The organism is Amycolatopsis ruanii, from assembly GCF_003385175.1.
Classification (GTDB): Bacteria; Actinomycetota; Actinomycetes; order Mycobacteriales; family Pseudonocardiaceae; genus Amycolatopsis_E; species Amycolatopsis_E thermalba.
This window is the reverse complement of sequence record NZ_PQHY01000003.1, coordinates 98,115-124,126: the sequence shown is the minus strand read 5'-3', so window position 1 is coordinate 124,126 and position 26,012 is coordinate 98,115. Positions and strand designations below refer to the sequence as shown.

At 73.7% G+C, this 26,012-nt stretch carries 26 protein-coding genes; 16 read left to right on the top strand and 10 right to left on the bottom strand.

Translation table 11 applies throughout. From position 1 onward, the window contains the following. Nucleotides 1-9: 9 nt before the first annotated feature. The 8 genes from D0D28_RS02580 to D0D28_RS35470 all read left to right on the top strand — a co-directional run bounded on the left by D0D28_RS02580 (nt 10) and on the right by D0D28_RS35470 (nt 8,943). Nucleotides 10-1,284: an ABC transporter substrate-binding protein gene (locus D0D28_RS02580; RefSeq protein ID WP_167481446.1), complete on the top strand. Its 1,275-nt coding sequence runs from the start codon at nt 10-12 to the stop codon at nt 1,282-1,284. Beyond that, the gene (locus D0D28_RS02575; protein WP_240323059.1) at nt 1,281-2,498 is read left to right on the top strand and encodes an ADP-ribosylglycohydrolase family protein; all 1,218 of its coding nucleotides are present in this window, start codon (nt 1,281-1,283) and stop codon (nt 2,496-2,498) included. The genes D0D28_RS02580 and D0D28_RS02575 overlap by 4 nt, the downstream gene beginning before the upstream one ends. Further along, nucleotides 2,495-3,823, top strand: a complete 1,329-nt coding sequence (locus tag D0D28_RS02570) for an ADP-ribosylglycohydrolase family protein (protein WP_116109577.1) — start codon at nt 2,495-2,497, stop codon at nt 3,821-3,823. The genes D0D28_RS02575 and D0D28_RS02570 overlap by 4 nt, the downstream gene beginning before the upstream one ends. Beyond that, on the top strand, nt 3,820-4,713 hold the full coding sequence (locus D0D28_RS02565) for a ribokinase (protein ID WP_116109576.1): 894 nt from the start codon (nt 3,820-3,822) through the stop codon (nt 4,711-4,713). The genes D0D28_RS02570 and D0D28_RS02565 overlap by 4 nt, the downstream gene beginning before the upstream one ends. Then, nucleotides 4,710-6,632: an SUMF1/EgtB/PvdO family nonheme iron enzyme gene (locus D0D28_RS02560; RefSeq protein ID WP_116109575.1), complete on the top strand. Its 1,923-nt coding sequence runs from the start codon at nt 4,710-4,712 to the stop codon at nt 6,630-6,632. The genes D0D28_RS02565 and D0D28_RS02560 overlap by 4 nt, the downstream gene beginning before the upstream one ends. After that, nucleotides 6,629-7,837 carry a CaiB/BaiF CoA transferase family protein gene (locus D0D28_RS02555; protein ID WP_116109574.1) on the top strand — a complete coding sequence of 403 codons (1,209 nt, stop codon included), beginning with the start codon at nt 6,629-6,631 and terminating at the stop codon, nt 7,835-7,837. The genes D0D28_RS02560 and D0D28_RS02555 overlap by 4 nt, the downstream gene beginning before the upstream one ends. Then, nucleotides 7,834-8,676, top strand: a complete 843-nt coding sequence (locus tag D0D28_RS02550) for an HpcH/HpaI aldolase/citrate lyase family protein (RefSeq protein WP_116109573.1) — start codon at nt 7,834-7,836, stop codon at nt 8,674-8,676. Before D0D28_RS02555 ends, D0D28_RS02550 begins: the two co-directional genes overlap by 4 nt. Nucleotides 8,677-8,793: 117 nt before the next feature. Continuing rightward, complete coding sequence (locus tag D0D28_RS35470; protein WP_162830962.1) at nt 8,794-8,943, top strand: hypothetical protein; 150 nt, start codon at nt 8,794-8,796, stop codon at nt 8,941-8,943. Nucleotides 8,944-9,288: 345 nt separating this feature from the next. Here the strand turns inward: D0D28_RS35470 and D0D28_RS02545 are convergent, their stop codons facing one another. Continuing rightward, nucleotides 9,289-9,858: a TIGR03086 family metal-binding protein gene (locus D0D28_RS02545; protein ID WP_094005141.1), complete on the bottom strand. Its 570-nt coding sequence runs from the start codon at nt 9,856-9,858 to the stop codon at nt 9,289-9,291. Nucleotides 9,859-9,969: 111 nt separating this feature from the next. Here D0D28_RS02545 and D0D28_RS02540 point away from each other — a divergent pair, with 111 nt between their 5' ends. Next, nucleotides 9,970-10,407 (top strand): DUF5946 family protein, encoded by a 438-nt coding sequence (locus D0D28_RS02540; protein WP_116109572.1) that lies wholly within the window; start codon nt 9,970-9,972, stop codon nt 10,405-10,407. A 7-nt stretch (nt 10,408-10,414) separates the two neighbouring features. Here the strand turns inward: D0D28_RS02540 and bla are convergent, their stop codons facing one another. After that, nucleotides 10,415-11,290 (bottom strand): class A beta-lactamase, encoded by an 876-nt coding sequence (bla, locus tag D0D28_RS02535; RefSeq protein WP_116109618.1) that lies wholly within the window; start codon nt 11,288-11,290, stop codon nt 10,415-10,417. Nucleotides 11,291-11,363: 73 nt separating this feature from the next. Between bla and D0D28_RS02530 the strand changes: the two genes are divergently transcribed. Together D0D28_RS02530 and D0D28_RS02525 are read left to right on the top strand one after the other, a co-directional pair. Further along, the gene (locus D0D28_RS02530; protein WP_116109571.1) at nt 11,364-12,239 is read left to right on the top strand and encodes a LysR family transcriptional regulator; all 876 of its coding nucleotides are present in this window, start codon (nt 11,364-11,366) and stop codon (nt 12,237-12,239) included. After that, complete coding sequence (locus D0D28_RS02525) at nt 12,236-13,141, top strand: serine hydrolase (protein WP_116109570.1); 906 nt, start codon at nt 12,236-12,238, stop codon at nt 13,139-13,141. Before D0D28_RS02530 ends, D0D28_RS02525 begins: the two co-directional genes overlap by 4 nt. A gap of 281 nt (nt 13,142-13,422) precedes the next feature. Here the strand turns inward: D0D28_RS02525 and D0D28_RS02520 are convergent, their stop codons facing one another. From D0D28_RS02520 to D0D28_RS02500, 5 genes are all read right to left on the bottom strand, one after another. Beyond that, nucleotides 13,423-13,764, bottom strand: coding sequence for a DUF1330 domain-containing protein (locus D0D28_RS02520; RefSeq protein WP_116109569.1), 342 nt, complete (start codon nt 13,762-13,764; stop codon nt 13,423-13,425). Between the two features lie 316 nt (nt 13,765-14,080). Then, a complete protein-coding gene (locus D0D28_RS02515; protein WP_094005136.1) occupies nt 14,081-15,058 on the bottom strand; it encodes a TAXI family TRAP transporter solute-binding subunit in 978 nt (325 codons plus the stop codon). Then, nucleotides 14,955-17,024, bottom strand: coding sequence for a TRAP transporter permease (locus tag D0D28_RS02510; RefSeq protein ID WP_116109568.1), 2,070 nt, complete (start codon nt 17,022-17,024; stop codon nt 14,955-14,957). The genes D0D28_RS02515 and D0D28_RS02510 overlap by 104 nt, the downstream gene beginning before the upstream one ends. Nucleotides 17,025-17,182: 158 nt before the next feature. Beyond that, a complete protein-coding gene (locus tag D0D28_RS02505) occupies nt 17,183-17,893 on the bottom strand; it encodes a hypothetical protein (RefSeq protein WP_116109567.1) in 711 nt (236 codons plus the stop codon). A gap of 106 nt (nt 17,894-17,999) precedes the next feature. Then, on the bottom strand, nt 18,000-18,707 hold the full coding sequence (locus D0D28_RS02500) for a helix-turn-helix domain-containing protein (protein WP_116109566.1): 708 nt from the start codon (nt 18,705-18,707) through the stop codon (nt 18,000-18,002). A gap of 82 nt (nt 18,708-18,789) precedes the next feature. Here D0D28_RS02500 and D0D28_RS02495 point away from each other — a divergent pair, with 82 nt between their 5' ends. Continuing rightward, nucleotides 18,790-19,878 (top strand): cytochrome P450, encoded by a 1,089-nt coding sequence (locus D0D28_RS02495; protein WP_346009471.1) that lies wholly within the window; start codon nt 18,790-18,792, stop codon nt 19,876-19,878. Between the two features lie 11 nt (nt 19,879-19,889). Here the strand turns inward: D0D28_RS02495 and D0D28_RS02490 are convergent, their stop codons facing one another. Then, on the bottom strand, nt 19,890-20,801 hold the full coding sequence (locus tag D0D28_RS02490) for an intradiol ring-cleavage dioxygenase (RefSeq protein ID WP_116109564.1): 912 nt from the start codon (nt 20,799-20,801) through the stop codon (nt 19,890-19,892). A 237-nt stretch (nt 20,802-21,038) separates the two neighbouring features. Between D0D28_RS02490 and D0D28_RS02485 the strand changes: the two genes are divergently transcribed. The 4 genes from D0D28_RS02485 (at nt 21,039) to D0D28_RS02470 (ending at nt 22,964) form a co-directional block, all read left to right on the top strand. Then, the gene (locus D0D28_RS02485) at nt 21,039-21,347 is read left to right on the top strand and encodes a hypothetical protein (RefSeq protein ID WP_240323056.1); all 309 of its coding nucleotides are present in this window, start codon (nt 21,039-21,041) and stop codon (nt 21,345-21,347) included. Between the two features lie 2 nt (nt 21,348-21,349). Further along, nucleotides 21,350-21,505: a hypothetical protein gene (locus D0D28_RS36500; protein WP_240323055.1), complete on the top strand. Its 156-nt coding sequence runs from the start codon at nt 21,350-21,352 to the stop codon at nt 21,503-21,505. Between the two features lie 13 nt (nt 21,506-21,518). Continuing rightward, nucleotides 21,519-21,893 (top strand): hypothetical protein, encoded by a 375-nt coding sequence (locus tag D0D28_RS02480; protein WP_116109563.1) that lies wholly within the window; start codon nt 21,519-21,521, stop codon nt 21,891-21,893. Between the two features lie 201 nt (nt 21,894-22,094). Then, nucleotides 22,095-22,964, top strand: a complete 870-nt coding sequence (locus D0D28_RS02470) for a hypothetical protein (RefSeq protein WP_162830961.1) — start codon at nt 22,095-22,097, stop codon at nt 22,962-22,964. Between the two features lie 145 nt (nt 22,965-23,109). Here the strand turns inward: D0D28_RS02470 and D0D28_RS02465 are convergent, their stop codons facing one another. After that, entirely contained in the window at nt 23,110-24,447 is a 1,338-nt protein-coding gene (locus D0D28_RS02465) for an MFS transporter (protein ID WP_205413171.1), read from the bottom strand. A gap of 520 nt (nt 24,448-24,967) precedes the next feature. Next, a complete protein-coding gene (locus tag D0D28_RS02460; RefSeq protein ID WP_116109559.1) occupies nt 24,968-25,981 on the bottom strand; it encodes a carbon-nitrogen hydrolase family protein in 1,014 nt (337 codons plus the stop codon). Nucleotides 25,982-26,012: the final 31 nt, after the last annotated feature.

Sequence of the window (26,012 nt, the reverse complement as noted above, 5' to 3'; positions counted from 1 at the left end):
GGTCGGTCAATGAAGTCTCGACGTGTGGTGGTGGCCGCGCTCGCGGCAGCCGCGAGCCTGCTGTTCACCGCGTGCTCCAGTGGCGGTGACAGCGCCGGCGGCCCGGTGACGCTGAAGTTCCAGTCCCTGTCCGACCAGCCCGCGGCCATCGCGGCGACGAACAAGATCGTCGACGACTGGAACAAGGCGCACCCCGACGTCAAGGTCGAGGTCGTGCAGGCCGGCTGGGACGGGGTCTACGACAAGCTGATCACCCAGTTCAACGCGGGCAGCGCGCCGGACGTCATCCACTACGAGGCGGCCGGGGTCGTCCCGTTCGCCAGGGACGGCTACCTCGCCGACCTCACGCCCTACCTGTCGGAGCAGAAGAAGACCGACATCCCCAAGGGCGTGCTGGACTCGGTGACCGTGGACAACCAGGTGATCGCCTACCCGACCGAGCTGCAGTCCTACGTGGTCTTCGCCAACCGCGCCCTGCTGCAGAAGGCCGGGGTCACCATCCCCACCGGCGACACGATGACCTGGGACCAGTTGCGCGAAATCGCCAGGGCGACCACCCGCGACGGCGCCTTCGGTCTCGGCTGGGGCCTGTCCAGCCCGACCGCCGCGATGGTCGCGCTCGCGCCCGGGTTCGGCGGCAAGTACTTCGACGGCACCGGCACCGACGCGAAGATCAGCGTCGGCCAGGGTGAGATGGCGCTGCCGCAGCTGGTGGACGCCATGGCCCACCAGGACAACTCGATCCTGCCGGTCACGCTGACCCAGTCCGGTTCCAAGGCGCTGGCGCCGTTCTACGCCGGGCAGACCGCGATGACGATCCAGGGTTCGTTCCAGGCCGCCAACATCGCCAAGGACGCGCCCGCCGGATTCGACTGGATCGTGCTGCCGCCGCTGGCCGGCCCCGCCGGTCCCGCGCAGGCCGCCAACCCGCAGACGCTGTCGGTGAACAAGGACTCCGCGCACGTCAAGGAGGCCGCCGAGTTCATCGAGTTCTTCACCAGCACCGAGAACCTGGCCGCGCTCAACGAGGCCGACGCGCTGATCCCGGCGACCACCTCGGCCCGCGAGGCGCTGACCACCAAGCTCGGCGCGCAGAACGGCTGGAAGGAGATCCTGTCCTCGGGCCAGTACCTCACCTCCGCGCCGTACCTGTTCGTCGACAAGTACGCGCAGTGGAAGGACACCGTCGCGACCCCGGCCTACCAGAAGTTCCTGGCCAAGCAGATCGACGCGGCCGGCCTGTCGAAGGAACTCACCGACGGCTGGAACAGCATCAACCGGTGACCGACCGGTCCTCGACCATCGAGAAGGGAAACGTGAAGCCGGTGACCTGGCTGGAAGACCGAGCGGTGGCGGTGCTCACCGGCGCGGCCGTGGGGGACGCGCTGGGTGGCGCCACCGAGGGGTGGACCCCGGAACAGATCGAGGAACGCCACGGCGGCCGGGTGACCGGCATCGTCGGTCCGTGGTTCCCGAACTGGCGGGACGCGCGCCCGATCGCGCCGTACCACAAGGGGGACGGGCACGTCACCGACGACACCCTGATGACCCGCGCGCTCGTCGAGGTGTACGCGAAGCGCCGCGCGCACCTCGACGCGTACGCGATGGCCGAGGACCTGGTGCCGCTGATGATCGGCGAGCCGCGGTGGGTTCCCGAGCTGGAGTCCACCGCGCTGCTGCTGCAGCGGGTGTTCCTGGCGGAGAAGTGGATCGTCGCCCGGCTCCACTACGGGCACGTCGACCCGCGGGAGGCCGGGGTCGGCAACGTGGTCAACTGCGGCGCGGCGATGTACGTGGCGCCGGTCGGGCTCGCCAACGCCGGGGACCCGCGCGGTGCCTACGCGGAGGCGATCGACCTGACCGGCGCCCACCAGTCCAGCTACGGCCGGGAGGCGGCGGGCGTGTTCGCGGCGATGGTCGCGGCGTCGGTCGCCCCCGGCGCCACGCTGGACGACGTCGTCGCGGCCGCGCTCGACGTGGCGCACGACGGCACCGCCGCCGCGCTGCGGGCGGTGGTGGACGCCTTCGACGGCTGGACTTCCGCGCCGTCGGACGACGAGGAGGAGCGGGAGCTGGCCCGGCTGATCCGGGACACGGTCGCGCCGTACGACTCGGTGGGGCCGGAGTACCGGCAGATGTCGATGGACGCGCGGCGCCCGTCGCGCACCAAGTCGATCGAAGAGCTGCCGGCCGCGCTCGGGTTCGTGCTCGGCCACCGCGGCGACTACCGCGGCGCGGTGCTGGGCGCGGTGAACTACGGCCGGGACGCCGACTCGATCGCCGTGATGGCCGGCGCGGTGTGCGCCGGTCTCGGCGGCACCGCGGCGGTGCCGGCGGAGTGGATCGACGCGATCGGCGAGGCGAGCCGCATGGACCTGCGGGAGACCGGCCGGCTGATGGCCTCGGCCGCGGCGGACATCCTGAAGGCCGACCGGGAACGCGCCCTGGCCCGGCTGTGGGCCCTGGACGAGCTCGACCAGGCGGGAGCCGGGTCGTGAGGCTGACCTGGGCCCAGCCCGAGGACCTGCTCGCGCACGAGCTGGTGCAGTCCGCTGTGGAGGGACGTGACGTCACCGCGATCCGCGACCGCTGGGTCGCGGCCGGTGGCGACCCGGTGCCCGCCGCCAGCGGAGCGGGGCCGAACCCGGCGCCGCCGGAACTGCGGGCCCTGGCGCGGAACCTGCTCGACGAGCTGGCCGCGCTGCCCACGCCACCGGCGCCGCACGAACCGGACGACTGGGACGCGATCGTCGCGGTGCTGCCGCCCGCGCCGGAGCTGCCCGGCGGCAGCGGGCGCGTGCTGGACGCGTGGACCGGCCGCGCCGCTGGCTGCCTGCTCGGCAAGCCGGTCGAGAAGATCCCCCGCGAGGGCATCGAGGAGATCCTGCGCGCCACCGGCCGCTGGCCGCTCGACCGGTGGTTCACCGCGGTGGGCCTGCCGGACGAGGTCGCGCGGCGGTGGCCGTGGAACCGCCGCTCCGCCCCGACCTCGCTGGAGGAGAACATCGACGGGATGCCGGAGGACGACGACCTCAACTACCCGATGCTCGCGCTCACGCTCCTGGAGCAGCGCGGCCGCGGGTTCACCACCGACGACGTCGCCCAGCTGTGGCTGGACAACCTGCCCGCCGGGCGGGTGTTCACGGCCGAGCGGGCCGCCTACCGCAACATCCTCGACGCCCGCCCGGTGCCCGAGATCGCCACGCACCACAACCCGTTCCGCGAGTGGATCGGCGCGCTCATCCGGACCGACGTGTTCGGCTGGGTCTCGCCCGGCGACGTGCGGGCCGCGGCCCGGCTGGCCTGGACCGACGCGCGCCTGAGCCACACCCGCAACGGCGTCTACGGCGCGATGTGGGCCGCCGCGCTCGCGTCGGCGTCGATGGTGTGCGACACCGTCGACGAGGTCCTCGACGCCGCGGAAACCGTGGTTCCGCCGGACAGCCGGCTGGCGCGGGCCGTCCGGTTCGGACGGTCGCTGGCCGGTCTGGGCACCAGCGCGGGACTGGACCGCCTGCACGCCGAATACGGTCACCTGCACTGGGTCCACGTCCTCAACAACGCCGCCGTGATCGCCTTCGCCCTCGCCGGGGGTGGCGGCGAGTTCGGGCCGAGCGTGTCCACCGCCGTCACCGCGGGCTGGGACACCGACTCCGCGGCCGCCACCGTCGGCGGGGTCGTCGGCGCCCTGCACGGCGTGCCCGAGCAGTGGGCGAAACCGCTGGACAACCGCATCGCGACGTCCCTGCCCGGCGGGGAGCGGCGCATCACCGACCTGGCGGCCAGCACGGCCGCCCTGACCGTGGAACGAGGTGCCGCATGACCGGGCAGGTCGTGGTCGTCGGCTCGGCCAACGTCGACCTCGTCGTCGACGTGCCACGCCATCCCGGCGGCGGGGAGACCATCCTCGGCGGCGACCTGCGCCGCACTCCCGGCGGCAAGGGCGCCAACCAGGCCGTCGCCGCCGCGCGCGCCGGGGGAGCGGAGACCACGTTCGCCGGCGCGCTGGGCACCGACGAGTCCGCGGAGCTGCTGCTGACCTCGTTGGAGCGGGCCGGGGTCCGGACCGATCTGGTGTCGCGTGTGGACGCTCCCACCGGCACCGCGCTGATCACCGTTTCGCCTGATGGCGAGAACGCGATCGTCGTCGCGCCGGGTGCCAACGCGCGCCTGGAGCTGACCGCCGCCCAGGTCGAGCGGATCGCGCACGCCGACGTCGTGCTGGCCCAGCTGGAGATCCCGCTCGGCACCGTCCGCGCGGCCGCCGCCGCGCGACGCCCCGGCGCCGTGATGGCCCTCAACGCCGCGCCGTCCCGGGACCTGCCCGCGGACCTCTGGGACGCGCTGGACCTGCTCGTCGTCAACGAGCACGAGGCCGCCGACCTCGCGCACACCGACGGCACCCCGGAGGACCTCGCCAAGGTGCTCCTGGAGCGCGTGCTCGCCGTCGTCATCACCCTCGGCGCCGACGGTTCCCTGGTCGCCGAACGCGACCGGCCCACCGTGCGGGTGCCGGGGATTCGCGTGGAGGCCGTCGACACGACCGGCGCCGGGGACACCTTCTGCGGTGTGCTCGCCGCCGGGCTGGCCCGCGGCCTGGCCCTGCCCGAGGCGGCCCGGCTCGCCGGTGTCGCGGCCGCGCTCGCGGTCACCCGGCCCGGCGCGCAGGACGCCGTCCCCACCGCCGCGGAGGTCGAGGAGAGCTCGCGATGACCTACACCTTCGACCCGCTCGTGCCGCGCCCGATCGACCGGCCCACCGACGTCCCGCTCGGCCCGCTCACCGAGGAGCAGCTGATCGCGCTGGACGAGGCGAAGATCTTCGCCGGCCCGCCGGACCCGGCCGACCGCCCAGCGTGGCGGGAACGGCTGCGCGAGTGGCGCGAGGACGCCCGCCGCCGACACGGCTACACCGGCGCCGCCTACGAGCGGCCGGGCGCGGCGTGGGCGGCGCGGTGCCGCACCGTCGCGCAGGTGTGGCTGTGGGACGAGCTGCTGTACGACTTCGAGCAGGGCCGGTTCACGCCCGAGCGGTTCCTCGCCGACGCGCGGGAGCGGTTCGCCGGGCTGGACGCGGTCGTGCTGTGGCACGCCTACCCGGTGATCGGCCTGGACGACCGCAACCAGTGGGACTTCTACCGCGACGTGCCCGGGCTGACCGATCTCGTGCGGCAGTTCCACGACGCCGGCCTGCACGTGTTCGTCGACTACAACCCGTGGGACGTCGGCACCCGCCGCGGCGGCGAGGACCTCACCGAGCTGGCCTCTCTGGTCGCCGACCTCGGCGCGGACGGTGTCTTCCTGGACACCCTGAAGAAGGCCGAACCGGAGTTCGTCGAGGCCCTGGAGCGGGCCAGGCCGGGGATCGTGCTGGAGGGCGAGTCGAAGCTGCCGGTCGAGCGCATCGAGGACCACGCGTCGTCGTGGGCGCAGTTCTTCGCCGACTCGCCGGTGCCCGGTGTGCTGCGCGCGCACTGGTACGAGCGGCGGCACATGCAGCACCACGTCCGCCGCTGGCACCGCGACCACACCGAGGAGCTGCAGTCGGCGTGGCTCAACGGCGTCGGCGTGATGGTGTGGGAGGTCGTCTTCGGCGTGTGGGTCGGCTGGTCGCGCCGGGACGCGGCGACCGTGCGGCGCATGGTCACCGTCCAGCGCGCGGCCGAGGAGCTGCTGCTGCACGGGGAGTGGACGCCGCTGGCGGAACTGGCGCCCGGCGCCGAGGAAGCCGGGGTGTACGGCTCCCGCTGGGACCTCGGTGACCAGACACTGTGGACGGTCGTCAACCGGAGCGACCAGGACTACACCGGACCGGTCGCTCCCGGAATTCCGTTGCTGGGTCCGGGTGTGCCGGCGCGGGGGATCGCGGCGTTCCTGCGTTCGGGGACGGAACCGGCGTGGGTGAAGGACCTGCCGGACGTGCCGCACGACCCCGACGCCCGGTTCCCGCACCGCCTCGCCGTGCGCAAACAGCCGGCTCGCAGCAGCGGCACGCCCGCCCCGGACGCGGTGGTCGTGCCGGCCGGGCCGTACGTGCTGACCGTCCGCTACCGCGCTCGCGAAACCGGGATGTATCAGGGCGCGCCGTACGTCGGCGAGTGGAAGCCGCTGCCGCCCCGGCTGCACGACGCGCGGACCCTGCAACGGGACGGCGTGCTCGCCAACCCGGTGGCCGTCGCCGCGACCGAGGTGACCAACGCCGAGTTCACCGAGTTCCTGGAGCGGACCGGCTACCGGCCCGCGCAGCCGCACCGGTTCCTGGCCTGGAACACCGACCCGGACGCGCCGGTGACCCATGTGGATCTCGACGACGCCCGCGCGTACTGCGCGTGGCGCGGCGGGCGGCTGCCCACCGAGGACGAATGGCAGCTCGCGGGCGAGACCGGCCGGCTGCGCCGCGGCGAACCGGCCGTGTGGAACTGGACCGAGAGCGAGCACTCCGACGGCCGCACCCGGTTCGTGATGCTCAAGGGCGGCTGCGACTACCACGCGGAAGGCTCCGACTGGTACGTCGAAGGCGGCCGCCGCGACCCGGACTACAGCGTGAAGCTGCTCCTGCCCGGGCTCGGCCTGGCGCGCAGCGCGTCGGTCGGGTTCCGGTGCGCGTGGGACCTGCCGGAGGTGACCGCGTGACCGTCTCCCGCGACCCCGCCGCCGGGGCACTCGCTGGGTTGCGCGTCGTCGACGCCGCCACCCTCTTCGCCGGGCCGATGGCCGCCATGCACCTGGGCGACATGGGCGCCGAGGTGATCAAGGTCGAGCACCCGGGGCGACCGGATCCGGCACGCAACCACGGCGTCGCCAAGGACGGCGTCAACCTGTGGTGGAAGACGCTCGGCCGCAACAAGCGCACGATCACCGCCGACCTCGGCAAACCCGGCGGCCGCGAGGTGTTCCTGAAGCTGGCCGAGCGGTCGGACGTGATCATCGAGAACTTCCGGCCCGGCACGCTGGAGCGCTGGGACCTGGGCTACGACGAGCTGTCGGCGCGCAACCCGCGGCTGGTGCTCGCCCGCGTCACCGGGTTCGGGCAGATCGGGCCGTACCGGCGGCGGCCCGGGTTCGGCACGCTCGCCGAGGCGATGAGCGGGTTCGCGGCCGCCACCGGGGAACCGGACGGGCCGCCGACGCTGCCGCCGTTCGGGCTCGCCGACGGCATCGCCTCGCTCGCCACCGCCTACGCGATCATGGTGGCGCTCTCGGCGCGGGAACGGACCGGGCGCGGGCAGGTGGTCGACACCGCGATCGTCGAGCCGATCCTGGCGATGCTCGGGCCGCAGATCACGCGGTGGGACCAGCTGCGTTCGGTGCAGCCGCGCACCGGCAACCGGTCGGTGAACAACGCGCCGCGCAACACCTACCGCACCGGCGACGGGCAGTGGGTCGCGGTGTCCACGTCGGCGCAGTCGATCGCCGAGCGCGTGATGCGGCTGGTGGGACGGCCGGACCTGATCGACGAGCCGTGGTTCGCCAGCGGCGCCGAGCGCGCGAAGCACGCCGACGAGCTGGACGAGGCGGTGGGCGCGTGGATCGGGCGGCACACGCGCGACGAGGTGATCGCCGAGTTCGAGGCGGCGCAGGCCGCGGTGGCGCCGATCTACGACGCCGCGGACATCGTCGAGGACCCGCAGTTCCGCGCGCTGGGCACCATCCACGAGATCGAGGATCCGGAGCTGGGGCCGACGCTGATGCAGGGGCCGATCTTCCGGCTGTCCGGCCACGACGGGGTCGTCGCGCACACCGGGCGGGCGCACGGCGCCGACACCGACGAGGTGCTGGGGGAGCTGGGTTTCCCGGCGGACGAGGTGGCGCGGATGCGTGCGGAGGGGGCGGTATGAGCGCGCCGGCGTTGACCCTGCTGTACGTGCCCGCCGACCGGCCGGACCGGGTGGCGAAGGCGCTGGATTCGGCCGCGGACGTCGTGCTCGTCGACCTGGAGGACGCCGTCGCGCCGTCGCGCAAGGACGAGGCGCGGGCCCACGCCGTGCGGTTGCTGTCGGAGCCGCTCGGGCGGCGGGTGCAGGTGCGGATCAACCACGCGAGCACCCCCTGGCACGCGGCGGACCTGGCGGCACTGGCGGGCCTGCCGGCCGAGGTGGGCGCGCGGATCCCGAAGGTCGAGTCACCGGAGGAGATCCGCGCGCTGGCCGGCGCGTTGCCCGGTCGCGAGCTGCACCCGCTCATCGAATCCGCGCTCGGCGTCGAGCGGGCGCTGGAGATCGCGACGGCGTCGCCGCAGGTCGCCTCGATCGGCCTCGGCGAGGCTGATCTGCGGTCCGACCTGGGCGTGACCGACGAGGCGGGGCTGGCCTGGGCGCGCAGCCGGGTCGTGGTCGCCGCACGGGCGGCGCGCCTGGTCCCACCGGTCATGTCGGCGTACACCAACGTGCGCGACCTCGACGGGCTGGCGGCGTCCTGCCGGGCCGGGCGGGCGCTGGGATTCCGCGGCCGGACGGCCATCCACCCGGCCCAGCTGGACACGATCCGGGCCGCGTTCCTGCCCAGCGCCCAGGAAGTCTCCCGGGCCCGCGAGGTGCTGTCCCGTTTGGACGACGCCACCGCGGCCGGCGTGGGAGCGATCGCCCTGACCGACGGCACGTTCCTGGACGTCGCGATGCTGGAACAGGCCCGCACTGTGCTCGCGCTGGCGGGGGAACGGCCGGACGTCACGGCCTGATCCCCGGGTTTTCCGGGCACGGAGGAGCATCGAGGTCACCTCGACCGGGGCGTATCAGCAACGCATCCAGACGCACCTCCGTGCCTGACGCCATTGGCTCGAGCAGCTGGGACGGCTGTGACCGACCCGGCCACGGCTGCGCTGCCCGGCTGGGCACTGGAGCCGTGGCTGGGGGTGGTCTGCGTGCGCGGCGGTGGCCGCTGGGCTGTTCGCGCCGCGGCCGGGCGGCTGGGCTGGACGCTGGGGCTGGGCCGTCCGCGCGGATGAGCCCGCCCGGCCGTGGCCGGGCGGGCTGAGAAGCCTGCCGCCGAAACCGGCAGCGGCGTCTCGATCGCACCTGCTTCAACGGCCGATCACCTCCGCTCAGCTCTGCCCGGCCCCGCCGCCCTGCGTCGCCGCTTCACGACGGCGCAGGGCGGTTTCGTGGCGTGGCCGTGCCGTCCGCGGCGGTCCCGGGCCGCTTCGTGGCGCGGCCGTGCTCTCCCGCGGCGGTGCTGCGCCGCCCGACGGTGGTGCCGGGCCGCTTGGCTGGGCGGTGGTGGCTTCTCGCTCATACCCGGCCAGCCACCCGCCGCCGGGACACTCGCCGCCAGCAGCCCTGCCGGACTCCCCTCAGGCGCGGCGGCCCAGGAACGCCAGCATCCGCGTCTGCTCGTCCGCGTCCGGCGGTGCCGTCACCTCCGGGCCGAAGAACCCCGGCCGCCGCACCACGTGCTGCCGCGCCCAGTCCGCCGCCAGCGCCACCAGGTCCGCGTCGAGCCGGACGTCCAGCTTCAGCGCGTGCCCGATGTCCCACGTGTGCACCACCGTGTCGGTGATCATCAACGGCACCACCGCGGCCAGCGGCACCTCGCCGATCCCGGTGATCCGCGTGGTCCGCGCCAGCGCCTCCCCGGTCAGCGCGGGCACCGACGCCGCCCGCGCCTCGCGCCACCTCGCCACCGGGTCGTCGCCGGCCAGCGTGCCCGGCGCCGGCGCGCCCGGCGCGCCCGTCCGCTCCGGGTCCGGCTCGCCGGTCGCCCACGCCCGCATCTGCCGCTGACCCCAGATCACGTGCCCGGCGACGTCCCGCACCGTCCACTCCGCACACATCGACGGCGCGTCCCACCGCTCGTCCGGCACCGCCGCCAGCACCGCGTCCAGCCCGTCCTGCGCCCGCCGGTACCGTTCCATCAGCTCCATCGCCGACTCCTTTCCTCGATACCCCGAGGACGAACGGCGGCGGCCGGACTCGACACCCCACGGGCGCGAATTCTGGACCCTCCCGTCGCTGGAGGCCTTAGGTTGGCGGTCATGACGCCCTGCGCCGAGTGCGGAGCACCCGGGAAACCGTGTGCGGAGCTGTTCCACACCGTGCTGGCACTGGACCACTCCCGGCGCCCACCGTGGGGACCGCTGCACGGCGTCACCGTCGCCTGCTTCCTGCTCCAGCACCCCAGCCGGCTGCCGGAGCGGGACCGGGCCCGCGTCTGGCAGGTCCTGCGCACCTACCTCGACGAAGGCGCCACCGGCCTCGCGACGCTCACCGCCCGGGCGCGCCGCGCCAACTCGCACCGGAACCGGCGCGCCGCAGCTCCCGGTGCGCCGCCTCCGCCGCCCGGACCGGCGCCCACGTCGTTCAGCGTCACCATCGCCGATGTCGCCCAGGACGGCACGTTCCCCGCCGCCGGCTTCCCGGAACGCGTCCGCGCCTGGGCGCTGGCCACCGTCACCGCCTGGGGCAACGGCTGACACGCGACTACCGCAGCGCGTCCACCACCCGGGAAGCCGCCTCGGCGAGCAGCTTGTTGTCGTGCTCGGCATCCGGGGTGCCGCGGCTCGACATCAGCGCCAGCACGATCGGCGCGCCCGTCGGCGGCCAGATCACCCCGATGTCGTTGCGCGTGCCGTAGTCACCGGTGCCCGTCTTGTCCGCCACCGGCCACTCCGACGGCACCCCGGCGCGGATCAGCTCCGCCCCGGTCCGGTTCCGGCGCATGATCCCCACCAGCAGGTCGCGCTTGTCGGCGGGCAACGCGTCTCCCAGGAGGAACGCCCGCAGGCTGCCGGCCATCGCGCGCGGGGTGCTCGTGTCCCGGATGTCGCCGGGGATGGCCGAGTTCAGCTCGACCTCGAGCCGGTCCGGATGGGTCGTCGTGTCGCCGATCTCGCGCAGCACCGCCGCCAGGCCCGCCGGGCCGCCGAGCTCGGCGAACAGCAGGTTCGCCGCCGTGTTGTCGCTCTGCAGCAGCGCCGCCTCGGCGGCCTCGCACACCGTCACGCTCCGCCGGTCCTTCGTGATCGGCGAGTTCGGCTGGATGTCCGCATCGGTGTAGGTCACCACCTTGTCCAGATCGACGTTGCGCCGCAGCACCGCGCCCGCCAGCAGCGACTTGATCGCCGACGCGTAGTTGAACCGCTCGTCGGCCCGGTGCGCGATCTCCCGCCCGGTCCCGGTGTCGATCGCGTACACCCCGAGGCGCGAGTCGAACCGCGACTCCAGATCGGCGAAGGACACCTGCGGCACCTGCGCCGCGGGCGAAGCGGGGGGTGGCGGCGGTGGCGCGGCAGCACACGCACCCACCAGGCCGAACACGAGCAGAACCACCACGGCACGAAGAGTTCGAACAACCATGGCCCCAGCCTTCCGCGTCCACTCGATACCGTCGAAGACCAAAACGAAGGTTTCCATGCGGATCCGGCATAAGATGCCCGGTGTGGATCTCGTCGGTGCCTGCCGGGCGTTCGTCAGCGTCAGCGAGCGGGGCAGCTTCACCCTCGGCGCGGCCGCCGCCGGCATCCCCCAGCCGGTCGCCAGCCGGCGCATCGCCGCGCTCGAACAGCACCTCGGCGACCGCCTCTTCGACCGCTCCACCCGGCGTGCCGTGCTGACCCCGTTCGGCCGCGACGTGCTCCCCGCCGCCGCGCGGCTGGTCCGCCTCGCCGACGCCTTCGAACACGACGCCCGCCGCGCACGCCGCCGCCCGTTGCGGCTCGCCGTCCCGGACTGGTGCTCCGCCCGCGACCTCGCGCACCTGGACGCCGAGGCCCGTGACCACGACCTCGTCCTCGACTTCCGTCCCGCCCCGCCCGCCGAACGCGCCGGTCTCGTCCGCACCCAGCAGGTCCGCGCCGCCCTCACCGCGGTCCCGGCCGACGAGGCCTGCTGGCAGGTGCCCCTCGGCGTGGCCGCCGCCGTGCCACCCGCCGCGCACACCGTCTACCTGGAAACGCTGCGCGTCGGCCGCGGCGAGGACGGCCCGGCGCGGCGCGTGTGGCTGCAGCCCGAGGACGACGTGCCGCACATCCGGGACCGGCTGCTCCACCTGCGCGACGCGCTCGGCCTGCGGCCCTCGCAGGTCGTCACCGCGGAGTCCCTGGTCACCGCGGTCGCCGACGTCCTCGGTTCCGCCGACCTGCTGCTCTGCTCGGCCGCGCAGGCCGCGGACCTGGACCTGCACTGGCGGCCGCTCGGCGAGCTGCGGCTGGTCCGCGGCTACGCCCTGGCCGTGACGTACAGTGACGACACCGAGCGCCTGCGGCCGCTGTCGCGGTCGATCGGCCGATGCCTGGGGGAGACGTGAGCACCGAAGCGCTGCTGCGCGAGCTGCGGGACCTGCTCGACGACGCGGGGCTGCGCGGCTCGTTCCTGGTGCGGGACCTGCGCGGCGGCGAGGAGATCGCGATCGAGCCGGACGCGCAGTGGCCGTCCGCGTCGCTGGTCAAGATCCCGCTCGCGGTCGCCACGCTGGAACGGATCCGGCTCGGCGAACTCGACGGCGCCGCCACGCTGGACATCGAGCCCGGCCGCATCACCACGCCCGGGCCGACCGGGCTGAGCCGGTTCCGCCACCCGGCGCGCATCGCCGTGGACGACCTCCTCTACCTCAGCACGGCGATCAGCGACGGCGTCGCGGCCGACGCCCTGTTCGGTCTCACCCCGCCGCCGGAGGTGGCGCGGATCCTCAAGGGGTTCGGCATCGAGGGCATCACCGTCCGGCACCCGATGCAGGAGCTGGCCGACACGCCCGCGGAGCGCTTCGACCGCGGCGAGGTGCACCTGGCCTACGCGCTGGCCGTCGACGCGGGCACCGCCGGGCGCGGGCACCGCATCCCGCAGCTGGACGTGACGCGGGCGAGTTCCGGTTCGGCCCGGGCGTTCGCGGACCTGCTGCAGGCGCTGTGGACGCCGTCGGCGATTCCGGCCGGAGTCGCCGCGCGGGTGCGGGAACTGATGCGGCACAACGTGGTCCGGCACCGGCTGGCGCCGGACTTCGTCTCCGACGCGACGGTCTGGTCGTCCAAGACCGGCACGCTGCTGACGCTGCGGCACGAGATCGGGGTGGTCGAACACGCCGACGGGCAGGCGTTCGCGGTGGTGGCACTGACCGAATCCCGCGTGGCGGCCGCGCAGCAGCCCGGCGCGGAGGCGGTGATGGCGCGGGTGGCGCGCCGGCTGCGGGACCAGCTGCGCCTCGGCCACTGACCAGCCACTACGCCAGGTGGATGCGACACGAGTGGCTGAGTGGCTCAGCCACTTGGCCAGTGGTGCCCGAGGTGGCATTGGTCGAGTGGCTTGACCACTGGGCCTGTCGAGTGAAGGAGGAATGGTCCAGTGGTTCAGCCACTTAGCCACTCGGCCACGCATCCAGTCGGCCCTCGGCTTCTGCGAAAGCGGCCGGGTGGTCCAGTGGCTCAGCCACTGGACCACCCGGGTAGCTGGACAGGCGCCCGGTTGCCCCGTCGGGCGGCGAGGCCGGGCGGGCGCTAGCCCAACGCCACGCGTAGCGCCCGTCCCATCGCGGCGGAGTCGTGGTTGGGCTCCACGCCGTCGACGATCAGTACCGTGCCCGGGAGGTGGTCGGCGCGCAACGGCACGATCTCCTGGTACGCGGGCGAGTCGTACCAGGCTCGGGCGTCCTCGACGGTCGGGAAGCCGAGCATCACCAGGTGGCCCGGCCACTCACCCTCGCGGACCTCGACCGGCGCGCCGTGCACCAGGAACCGCCCGCCGAACGGGTCCAGCGTCGCCTGGATGCGCTCCAGGTACTCGGCCACGTCGGGGTGCGGCTCGGCGGGCAGCAGGTGGGCCAGTGCGTAGGCGGTCATCGGATCCGTCCTTTCCGGAAGTGATGACCCCATCCTGCGGCAGCCCGCGCCGGGCGTCGATTACCTCGCAGGTAACGTCAGGACGTCGCGGCGCCTGCTGCGAGCCGCACGTCACGACGTGGCCGGCGCCTGCTGTGGGCCGGACGTCAGGACCTCGCCGGCGCCTGCTGCGCGCCGAACGTCACGATGCCCAGCGCCTCCGCGCCGGACGTCAGGACGTCGCCAGCGCTGCTGGGGAGCCGGACGTCACGACGTGGCCCGCGCCTGCTGCGGGCCGGACGTCGGGACGTCGCCGGCGCCTGCTGCGAGCCGCACGTCAGGACGTCGCCAGTGCCTGTTGCGCGCCCGGGTGCAGCGGCACCGGCTCGGTGCGCGTGGCGTTCTCCCGCGTGATCTCCTTCGCCGACGGGTGCACGCTCTCCAGGTCCGCCCGCTTGTCGAACATCAGCTTCGTGATCGCGCACGCGTCGCTCGCCGGGAAGTCCTCCCGCACCAGCAGCAGGTTCGGCACCACGATCGTCGGGACGTCCGCGGGCTGCCCGTACGTCGCCGCGGGGATCGTGCCCGTGTCGTACACCGTGTTGATCTGCTTGAGCGCCGCCAGCTGCGGGGTGATGTCGATGAACTTCACCTGCCCCTTCATCGTCGTGGTGATGTCGGTGATCTGCGCCGTCGGCAGCCCGCCGGACCACACCAGCCCGTCGATCGTGCCGGACTTGATCCCGTCCGCGGTCTTGGCCAGGTCCAGCCGCTGCGCCTGCACGTCGGTGTCCGGGTTCAGCCCGGCCGACTGCAGCAGCCGGTTCGCGATCACCTCGGTGCCCGACTTCGGCGAACCCGTCGAGATCCGCTTGCCGCGCATGTCGGCGATGCTGTTGATGCCCGAGTCGGTGCGCACCAGCACCTGCGTCGAGTTCGGGTAGAGCCGCGTCAGCGCCTGCACCTTCTGCGGCTTGCCCTCGAAGCTGCCCTTGCCCTGCACCGCGTCGGCCGCGGTGTCGGCCAGCGAGAACGCGATGTCGTAGGTGCCGTCGACCAGCTGCTGGATGTTCTGCACCGACGCGCCGGTCTCCGCCGCGGTCGCCTTCAGCCCGGTGTTGTTGCTGATCAGCTGCGCCAGCCCGCCGCCGAGCACGTAGTACACGCCGCCGCTGTTGCCGGTGGCGATGGTGAGCCTGCCGCTGCCGGCCTCACACGCCTGGCTCCCGCCCGCCGCCGGCTGGTTCGGTTGCTTCCCGCCGCAGCCCGTCGCGACCAGGGCCATCGCCACCAGCGCCGTCAGCAGTCGTTTCATGCCGCCTCCTTCGGATCACGAGATGCGCGGCCGTCGCGGCCACGCCGAAGGCCAGGCCCGCCACGATCGGCCCCGGCTCCAGGTAGAGCAGGCACACCGCGGCGGGCACGAAGAGCGCGCGCACCGCCGGGTGGACCGGGCCGAACAGCCACCCGCCGGTCACCACCCCCAGCGCGGCGACGGCGAGCGCGGACACCGCCAGCACCCACACCACCGTCACGCCATCCGACTGGAGCAGCAGCGCCGCCCCGTTGTCGGTGAGCACGAACGCGATCGGCACCAGGAACGCCGGCAGCGTGTACTTCCAGCACTGCCACATGGTCGCCATGACCCGGCCGCCGGTGATCGCCGCCGCCGCGACCGCCGCCAGCGCCGTCGGCGGGGTGACCTCCGACAGCACCGCGTAGTAGAAGATGAACATCGCGCGCTCGGCCGGGGCCACGCCCAGCGTCTCCAGCGCGGGCGCGATCACCACCCACGCGATGATGAACGACGCCGTCACCGGAACCGCCAGCCCGAGCACGCCGACCGCGACCGCGGACAGCAGCACCGTCAGCGCCAGCACGACCGTGGCGTTGTCGGTGACCGCCCGCGCCACGTCGACCAGCGCGTCGGCGAGTTCCAGGCCCAGCCCCGTCTTGGTGATCGTCGACGTGATCACCCCGGCCGCCGCGCACACCGCGATGACCGGCAGCGCGCCCCGCACACCGCGGGACAGCGCGCCCACCATGTCCACCGCCCAGCCGCGCAGGTCCCGCCGCCGCGCGATCAGGGCGAACAGCGCCGCCACCCCGGTCGCGTACACCACGGCCGCGAACGGCGGGATGTCCAGCGCCAGGAACACCACGATGATCGCCAGCGACAGGAAGTGGTAGCCGCCGCGCAGCAGCAGCCGCCACGGGTCGCCGCGCTCGACGTCCACCGGCTTGGCGTGGAAGCGGCGGGCGTCGGCCTCCATCGCGAACACGATGCCCAGGTAGTACAGCAGCGTCGGCACCGCCGCCCAGATCAGCACCGTCAGGTAGGAGGTCTGCAGGTACTCGGCGATGATGAACGCCGCGGCGCCCAGCGTCGGCGGCGACAGGATCGCCCCGATGCCGGACGCGGCGAGCAGGCCGCCGGCGTTCTCGCGCGGGTAGCCGGCGCGCTGGAGGATCGGCCAGGTGATCGAGCCCAGGCTGACCGCGGTCGCGGTGCCCGAGCCGGACACCGTGCCCAGCAGGAACCCGGACAGCACCGTCGTCCGGCCCGGCGCCGTGCGGGAGCGGCGGAACGCGGCGAAGGAGATGTCGACGAAGAACCGCCCCGCGCCGGAGGCCTCCAGCACCGCGCCGTAGATGGTGAACAGCACGATGTAGCTGGCGGCCACGTCCAGCGGGGTGCCGAAGAAACCGCTCGCGTCGTTGTAGAGGGCGTTGATGATCTGGCTGAAGTCCACGCCGGCGTGCGCGATGCCCCAGTTCGGCGGCAGGTAGCCGCCGTAGTAGGCGTAGGCGAGGAAGAGCAGGCAGACCAGCGGCAGCACCCAGCCGGTGGTGCGGCGGGTCGCCTCGAGGACGAGCAGGAGCAGCAGCGCGCCCGCCACGATGTCGAGCGTGGACAGCTGCCCCTGGCGGTCGAGGAAGTCGTCGTAGCCGATCAGCACCGGGTACAGGCCCACGACCAGCGCCACCACGGCCAGCGCCCAGTCCAGCAGCCACGGGTTGTCCGGGGTGCGCCGCGACCGGGCCAGCGGCCGGTAGCACAGGAACACCAGCGGCAGGGTGCAGCCGAGGAAGATCACCAGGTAGAACTGGTTGCCCTTGCTGTAGGGGAAGAAGACCTGTTTCAGCACGAGCAGGGCCACGCCGAGCGCGGCCAGGTACACCAGCAGGTCGGGCCCCCGCGACAAGCGCCGCGCGGGCCGCTCTTCGTCGTGCTCGGCGACGATGTCGCCGATCTCGTCGCCCTTGACGGCCTTGGTCATCACCGCTCCTTTGCGATGATCACACCTTAGGTCGCGCACCGGTCATACGGAAGGTTTCGCCGGTGCCCGGCCGCCTGCTACGGGACGTGCTCGCCGGTGACGTACCGCTACCGGCGCGCTCGCCGGGCCGGAGTGCTCCAGTGTGGACGGTCGTGGCGTCAGGCGTGGTCGCCGAGGTTCCACTCCCAGCCGTTGAACCCGTCGAGCCCGTACGGGGCCAGCACCAGGCGCCCGGTGGTGTTGCGGGAGTCCAGGACGATGGTGCCGTGGTAGTTCTGGCCCGGCGACAGGGCGAGGGGGAACAGCTTGCCCCGCGACAGGCAGCCGATCGCCGGTGCGCTGCTGAGGCTGCCGCCGGTCTCGGTGACGCCGTCGGGGCCGATGATGGCGAAGTTGTTCGGGTTGAGCACGCTGCCCGCGAAGTCCCCGCCCATGGACGGGGACGTGGTCACCGTCAGGTCGAGGAAGATGAAGCGCCCGTTCTCCGGTTCCTGCGCGTACGGCTCGGTGCAGCGGCCGCCGACGGTGACCTTCGTGAGGGTGAAGACGACCTCCGGCTGACCGGCGCGGCTGCCGTACCCGACGGCCTCGCCGATCTCGACCTCCACGTTCTGCCGCGGGTTGACCGGGACCGTCGGCGTCGGTGACGTCGAGGTCGACGGGCGCGGCCGGGAGGTGCCGGCGGGCGCGGCCTTCGTGGTGCCGCCGTCGCGCGTGACGGCGAGCGTGACCCCGACCGACACCCCGGCGACGACGAGCGCCCCGGCGATCGCGAGCGCGACGATGGCGCCGATGTTGCGCCGCGGCGCGGGCGGCTGCGGCCACTGCGGGTACTGGTAGGGGTCGAAGCCGGGGGGCTGACTGGTCACGAAGATCCTCCTGATCGCTGCCCGGCTTGTCGCGGCGTGGCGGATCTTCGTGACCAGTTCCCGGAATACCGGGTGGTTCGTCCGTTTCGGACGGCCTCGGCGCCGGCTACCGGTCGTCCGGCAGGTGCCGCCAGTGCTCGGCCGCCTGCGTCATGTCGCGGCGCAGGTGCTCGAAGAACCGTCCGGTGTCGCGCAGCCGGTCGCCCGCGGGCGAGGCGCCGAAAACCTCGGCACCGCGCCACGCGTAGTCCGCCCACAGCGCCATCGACCGGACACTGGCCAGCCACGCCTGGTACCAGACGTGCTCGTCGATGACGTACCGCTCGCGGCGGCCGTCGCGTTCGCGCCGGGCCAGTCCCCGCTCCGCGAGCCAGCGCACGGCCGTGGAGACCGACGCGGGGCTGACCCGCAGCCCGGCGACGAGTTCGGCGGCGGTGAGGCTGCCGGTGTCGCTGGTGAACAGGCGGACGAGGACCTTCGCCGCCATCGGCGGCACACCGGTCTGGACCATCATCGCGGCGAAGTCCTGCTCGAACCGCCGCGGGTCGCCGCCGCCCCGGGCCGCGGGCGGCTCCGGCAGCGGGGCCGGGCGGCGGCGGTGGGCACGCCAGGCGGTGGCCTGCTGGGCGCGGTCGGCGCGGTAGCCGTGGGCGCCGCCGTTGCGCGCGACCTCGCGGACGATCGTCGATCCGGGCCGCCCGAGCCTGCGGCCGATCTCGGCGTAGCTCAGCCCCATCGCCAGCCCGGCGGCGATGCGGCGGCGTTCGCCGAACGTCAGCCGGGCGCGGATCGGTGCATTCAGCTCCAGGCTCATTGCATCGATCGTAGTCGGCCTACCTGGAAAATCCTTGCCGCCCGGTTGCTTCGAGTGCGAATCCGCTCCTAGCGTTCGCGACGTGCTGAAGCGACTGACGTACCCCGACGGACACCGCGGGTGGCTCGCGACGAGCCACGAGCTCGTCCGGCAGGTGCTGGCCGATCCCCGGTTCAGCGCCCGCTCCGACCTGCGGCACATGCCGGTGCCCGGCGCGCCCGGCAACCAGGCGCCCGCGCCGCCCGGGATGTTCAACTCGATGGACCCGCCGGAGCACACGCGCTACCGCCGGCTGCTCGCCGGCCAGTTCACCGTCCGCCGCATGCGGCAGCTCGAACAGCGGGTGCGGGAGATCAGCGACGAGCACCTCGACGCGGTGGCGCGGCAGAGCGGCCCGGTGGACCTGGTGCGCGCGTGGGCGCAGCCGATCCCCGCCCAGGTCATCTGCGAACTGCTCGGCGTGCCCTACGCCGACCGCGCCCGGTTCCACGGGCACGCGCTGGACCTGTTCCGCCTGGACCGGACGCCGGAGCAGACCGCGGCGGCGTACTCGGCGGTGCACGAGTTCGTGCGCGACCTGGTGGCGGCCAAGCGCGCCGCGCCTGCCGACGACCTGCTCAGCGGGCTCACCGCCAGCGACCTCACCGACGAGGAGCTGGTCAACATCGGTTTCGCGCTGCTGGGCGCCGGCCTGGACACCACGGCCAACATGCTCGCGCTCGGCGCGTTCACCGCGCTCACCCACCCCGGCGCGTCCGAGGTGCTGCGTGCCGAGCCGGACCGCGCGATCGAGGAGCTGCTGCGCTACCACAGCGTGATCCCGTTCACCGTGCGCGCCGCGCTGGAGGACGTCGAGCTGCACGGTGAGCGGATCACGGCCGGCGAGTGCGTCACCCTGTCGCTGCCCGAGGCCAACCGCGACCCCGCGCACTTCGCCGACCCCGACGTGCTCGACCTGCTCCGCCACGCCGCCGGGCACGTCGCGTTCGGACACGGCGTGCACCAGTGCCTCGGCCAGCAGCTCGCGCGGGTGGAGTTGCGGGTCGCGCTGCCCGCGCTGCTCACCCGGTTCCCGGCGCTGCGGCTCGCGATCCCCGCCGCCGACGTGGTGATGCGCGCGGACAACCTGGTGCGCGGGGTGGTCGAACTACCCGTGGTCTGCGAGGACTGAGCGGTGACGGCTCACCGCGACGGGGGCGCCCCACCCGGCCCGCCACCGGCGGACGGCGTGGTCCGCGTGTCCACGCGCACCGCGAGGCTCACGGTGTAGCCGCTGCCGACGTCACCGGTCACCGTCGCCAGCTGGGACGCGCCGCCGTCGTCGCCGAAGACGTTGTCGCTGGACAGGCTCACTTTCTGCAGGTTGGCGACGGAATCCTCGTACCCGGGCTGCTGGTAGACGGCCTCGCACGCGTCCTGCGGCAGCGCGACCTGCGAGGTGGCGATCGCGTTCGAGGAGTCGGTGATGCTCGCCTGGTCCGGGTAGACCTCGAAGTGGATGTGCGGCCACCGGCCGTCGTAGCAGGCCGGGAAGATGCTGGTGAACGTCACGCGCCCGGCGCCGTCGGCGATCTGCACGCCGCGCAGGAAGTTCTCGTTCTCGATGCCGTCGGAGTACATCGAGTACCCGCCTTCCCGGGTGCAGTGCCACACGTACACCGCCACCCCGGTGAACGTGGCGCCGCCGTTGGCCAGATCGGCGATCGTCAGCTCCAGCGTCATCGGCACGCCCTCGGCCGTGCCGCTGGACTCGCCGAAGCTGGTACGGATGTCGCCGCGCACGATGCCGCTCTGCGTCAGCACGTCCGGGCCGTTGGAGCCGTCGCCGGGGTAGGGGCCGGCGGTCTCGTCCGGGATCTCCCCGGCTGCCGACGCCGGGGATGACGCCGCGGACGACGTCGTGGTCGGCGAGGAGCCGGAGGACGTGGCGCCGCACGCCGTCAGCGCGACGCCGGCCGCGCCGATGCCGAGGAAGCGCAGCGCCCGGCGGCGGTCGAACAGGGTGCCGAGGTCGAAGCCCAGCCCCTGGTCCACGACCTCTTCGTGCGGACGGGGGAGCGGGCGGCCCTGGTAGGCGGGTTCGTCGTGTCGCATGGGCACCATCGTCGGGTCTCGTGCTGTGCGCCGGGTTTGCCTAGTCTGTGAGCCCGCCGTGCGTCGTGGGAACACCGGCGCTCAGATGAGCGGCCGCCAGTGCCCGCGTGCCCTCGATCGCCGGGCCGTTCGGGCAGCGCCACGGGAAAACCCCTGGGACTGATCACCGCACCGGCCAGACTGGCCGGGCACGCCGCACGTCCCGGGGCCGGAACCCGAAAGGTGACACAAGCGTCGATGGTGTTTCGGTTCGGCTTCACGCTCGGCAGCGTGGAGGCCGTCGTCGCCGGGCGGGCGCTGGGCGTGGACGTCCGCGTGTTCCCGCTGCGGATCAGCCACACCACCGTGGACCCGCTGCGCTTCGCCCGGCTCGCGATCCGGGTGCACGACGACCTCGAGGGCCGCGGCCTGTCCACTCGCGGCGAACCATCCGCCAGGCGCCGGGCCAGGACCGGCTGGGGTTCTCCCTCTTCCCGGACGAGGACCTGGTGCCCCGCCTGGCCGGCGCGCTGCCCCCGGCCGGCCCCGCGCCCGGCGGCCCGCTGACGGTGTCCCGCCACGAGGACCGCCCGGACACCGAGGCCGGCCGGTGCCTGGTCCAGACCACCACGGACGCGGCGGGCACCGCCGCCGCGCGGTACGTGCCGGCCACGTTCGCCGGGGTGGCCGACGCCGTCCGGGACGTGATCGCGACCGTCTACTGAGGAAGGCGCGGGGATGACCGAGGACGCGCGCGAGGCCGACCAGGCGGTCGCGCTGAAGCGGCTCGCGTCGAACGGCGGGTTCGCCGTGGACGAGCGGACCGGCGAGAAGATGATCCAGGCGCTGCAGGACATCGTCGACGCGCTGGAGGCCCGCTGGCCGGCGCTGCAGCGGTTCGCCGGGTCGCCGCGGCTGAGCAGCACCGCCACCGCCCGGTGGGTGTCGGCCGTGATGGTGCGGACCGCCGGCGACGACCGCGGCCTGCTCACCCGGCTCCAGCAGGCCAGGGCCGAGCTGCCCACCTACATCGAGGCGATCCGGCTCGCCCAGGAGAACTACCGGCCCGCCGACGGCGACACCGCGGCCACGCTGCACCGCTACCGCGCCTGACCAGGAAAGGGAAACCATGGCGGAGCTGTCCGGCGCCGGAGCCGGCATCCAGGACGTCACCGCGGACCCGGGCTCGCCCTGCTACATCGGCCCCATCGGCCACGACCACACCTCGGGCGACGAGATCCGCGCGCAGGTCACCCGCGAGGTCGACGACGAGGGCGTGGAGATCCGCGACCACGGCGGCGCGCCCAGCTCGGTGTGGGACAACGCCTCGCACGAGGACATGCTGCGCGTCATCAACGACAACGCCGACTCCGCCGCGGTCACCGTCACCTCGCCGAAGTCGGCAAGTGGCTCGGCGCCACGGCCAAGGGTGCCACGCTCACCGGCCGCCAGCAGGAGATCCACTCCCAGGCGCTCAACGAGACCCAGATCACCGACCCGGTCGTCTACGCGCGGCAGGCGCAGCTCGACGAGCAGGCGCTGCGGCAGCAGGCCGCGCGGATCATGACCCAGTACGACGAGACCGTCGGCGCGGCCACCCTCACCCCGGCCTTCCCGGCGCCGCCCTCGCTCACCGGGCTCACCGCGCTGCAGTCGATGTTGCGGCCGGCCACGGCGATCCCGGACACCGCGGTCGGTACGGCGAGCCTGCGGTCGGCCACCGATGCGGCGGGGGCGGGTGCCACCGCGGACCTCGGCGGGACTGGCGCTGTCCCGCCTGCCCGCGGTGCCGGAGCGGTCGACATGCCGGCGGTGTCCGATGTGGACTTTCCCGCGGGCGCCGCCGAGTACCGGGCGAGCGTGCCGGACCTGCCGGACACCACGGTCGCGTCCTCGGCGGTGGATCCGGCCGCCCGGGTGTCGGCCATCGGGTACTCGGGCGGGGTCAACGGTGACAGCATCGCCAGCCGTCTCGGTGGTGTCCCACCGGCCGGGAACCCGTTGCGCGGGCTGGATTCCCTCGGTGGCACCCCTCCCGGTGGCACCGGCGCCAAGGGCAGTGGCGGTGCGGCCGCGCTCAAGGGGCTCGGTGGCGGCGCAGGTGCTGGGGGTCGGCGGAGCGGGCACGAGCGCCGGCCGTCTCGGCGCGGGGCGCGGGTCCGGCGCAGTGGCGATGGCCGGTGAGGAAGCCGCGGCGGCCCGCGGCACGGTGGGCGCCGCGGGCGCGGCCGGCCGCCCGGGCACTCCGGCCGCGGGCGGCATGGCCCCGCACGGCGCGAAGGGCAACGGCGACGACTGGACGAAGAACAAGGACGAGCAGGAGGAGCGGTCACCGGCCGCGCTCGGCCACTGCGGCCGCGGCCGTGGCCGGGCGCAGCCGCACCGCGCGCACGGCGGCGCCGCCGAGCAGCAGGAACACCGCGACCAGCAGGTACACCGCCCCGGGCGTCCAGGACGCGTCGAGCAGCCACCCCGCGACGACCGGCGACAGGATCGCGCCCATCCGGCCGATCCCGATGCCCCAGCCCACCCCGGTGGCGCGCACCGGCGCCGGGTAGATCGACGGGGTCAGCGCGTACAGCCCGGCCATGCACCCGTTGACGAACAGCCCGATCAGCAGGCCCACCCCGAACGCGAGCGCGAGGGTGCCGGTAGCCGGGACGAAGACGCTGAGCAGGACCGCGGTGACCACCGCGTAGCCGGTGAGGACGTGCTTGAGCGGGAACCGGGACGCCAGCAGGCCGAGCAGTGCGGTGCCGAAGATGCCGCCGAGGTTGAGCAGCACCCCGCCGGTGATGCCCTGCGTCGCGGACAGGCCCGCGTCGACCAGCAGTTTCGGTGTCCAGCTCGTCACGAAGTAGAACCCGAACATCACCAGGAAGAAGCTGAGCCAGCTGAGCAGCGTGTTGCGGCGCAGGGCCGGCGACAGCAGCTGCGCCACGCCCACCGACGGGCGGACCGGCGCGGGCGCGTCGGGCAGGGTGTCCAGCGGCGGCTGCTTCATCGACGCCAGCAGCTTGTTCAGCCGCGCCAGCGCGCCGGGGGAGCGGCGGACGAGCAGGAAGTCCAGCGACTCCGGCAACCGCCACAGCACCGCCCCGATCAGCAGCGCGGTCGCGACCGCGCCGAACAGGAACACCGCCCGCCAGCCCGCCGTGCCCTGCAGGACGGCCGCGACGATCCCGCCCAGCGTGGCGCCCACCGCGTACCCGGTCGAGTTCAGGCTCACCGCCAGCCCGCGCCAGCGCGCGTTGGCGTACTCGGCGGCGATCACGTTGCTGGCGGCGAGGATGCCGCCGATGCCGATGCCGGTCAGCACCCGGGTCAGGCCGAGCTGCACCGCGCTCTGGCTCGCCGCGGACAGGAACATCCCGCCCGAGGACAGGGCGAGGCAGCCGAGGATCAGCGCGCGGCGGCCGAACCGGTCGGCGAGCGGGGCGAGGAACAGCGAGCCCGCCGCCATCCCGGCCAGCCCGGCGGACAGCAGCAACGCCTGCGCGGCCGAGGACAGCTGCCACTCCCGGGACACGCCGCTCGCGGTGAACGACATGACGAGCACGTCGAAACCGTCGAGAACGTTGAGGAGAACGCAGATTCCGATGGCGGACCACTGGAACGACGACATGGGGCTCGCGTCGAGACGAGCCCGGATCATCTGACCACTCATGCTGGGCCTCACTGCCGGTCGAGTGCGGATTGTCAGCGTGGAGCTTGCGAATCCGGGCACTACGGGCACAACGGCGATCTCATTGAATGAGAACCCGCTGGACCGGCGGAGGCCGTGGTGGATCTCGAACCGGACGCCCCGGCGCCGGCCGTCACCGGGATCAGCAGGCACGGAGCTCACGCAGCGCGCGTCGCCCACGCTGGGGCCGTGGGAGCCGGCGCGACGGCAGGCTGATGCACAACTGGTTCGAGCGGGCGTCCGGGGGCCTGCACCAGCGGCTGACGGCCTGACGCACGCGGGTGCCCCGGAGCCCCGGGGCACCCGCCGCGGTGGTCAGCCCGGGAGCAGCTCGCTCAGCTCCTCGGCCGGGTGGTGCGGCGTGGCCGCCGGGTCCGCGGGCGCCGGCGCGACGGCAGGCTGGCCCACAACTGGGTCGAGCGGGCGTCCGGGGAGCTGCACCAGCGGCTGACGGCCTGACGGACGCGGGTGCCCCGGAGCCCCGGGGCACCCGCCGCGGTGGTCAGCCCGGGAGCAGCTCGCTCAGCTCTTCGGCCGGGTGCTTCGGCGTGGCGGCCGCCGGGTCCGCGGGCGCCTCGACGGTGCGCGGCGCGGGGTTGCGGTTGATCAGCAGGCGGAACACGTCGGGCCGGGAGTAGTGGCCCACCGGGTCCGCGGCGGACTTCGCGATCGCGATCAGCGCGGGGTCGAGATCGGCGTACAGGATGCCCTCCTCGGTCTCCGCGAGCGGCTCGGCCAGCGGCGTGCCCTCGGGGCCGAAGATCCGCGCGAAACCGCCGCCGCGCCGCAGTAGTTGCCGCTTGGCTTCGGTGTCGCAGAAGACTTCGTGCGCGGCCTCGCCGATCACCGAACACGCGGCGAGCACGAACGCCTGGCCCTCGACCGCGTACACCAGGCTGGCGGCGGTGTTGACCTCCGGGCCGAGGGCGGTCGCGGCGCCGCGGTAGACCGAAAAGCTCGGCCACGACGCGACGTGGATCTCCTCGCCCAGGCTGTACATCGTGTACTTGGTGAGCGGCTGGAAGTGCTCCCAGCAGTTCAGCCCGCCGAGCCGGCCCAGCGGGGTGTCGTGCACCTGCAGGTCGCTGCCGTCGCCCTCGCCGTACACCGAGCGCTCCACGTGCGTCGGCTTGAGCTTGCGGCGCACCGAGATCAGCTCCCCGGTGCCGGAGATGAAGGCCTGCGCCATGTAGAGGCTGCCACCGTCGCGTTCGCTGAAGCCGAGCACCACGTGCACGCCGTTGTCGGCGGCGGCCCGGCGGATCCGGCGCATCTCGTCGCCGTCGCGGGTCATCGAGCCGGCGGCGTAGCGGGGCACGAACGCCATGCCCGCGGCGGGGGAGTCGAGCCAGATCCACCACGGGTAGCCGGGCACGAACGTCTCGCCGAACGCCACCAGCTTCGCCCCGCCGCGCGCGGCCTCGCCGATCAACGCGATCGTCTTCTCGACGCTGCCGGCCAGGTCCAGCCACACCGGCTCCGCCTGCACCGCCGCGACCCGCACCGTGCTCTCCATGACGCCTCCTCCGCTCCGGGTTGCTGGAGGG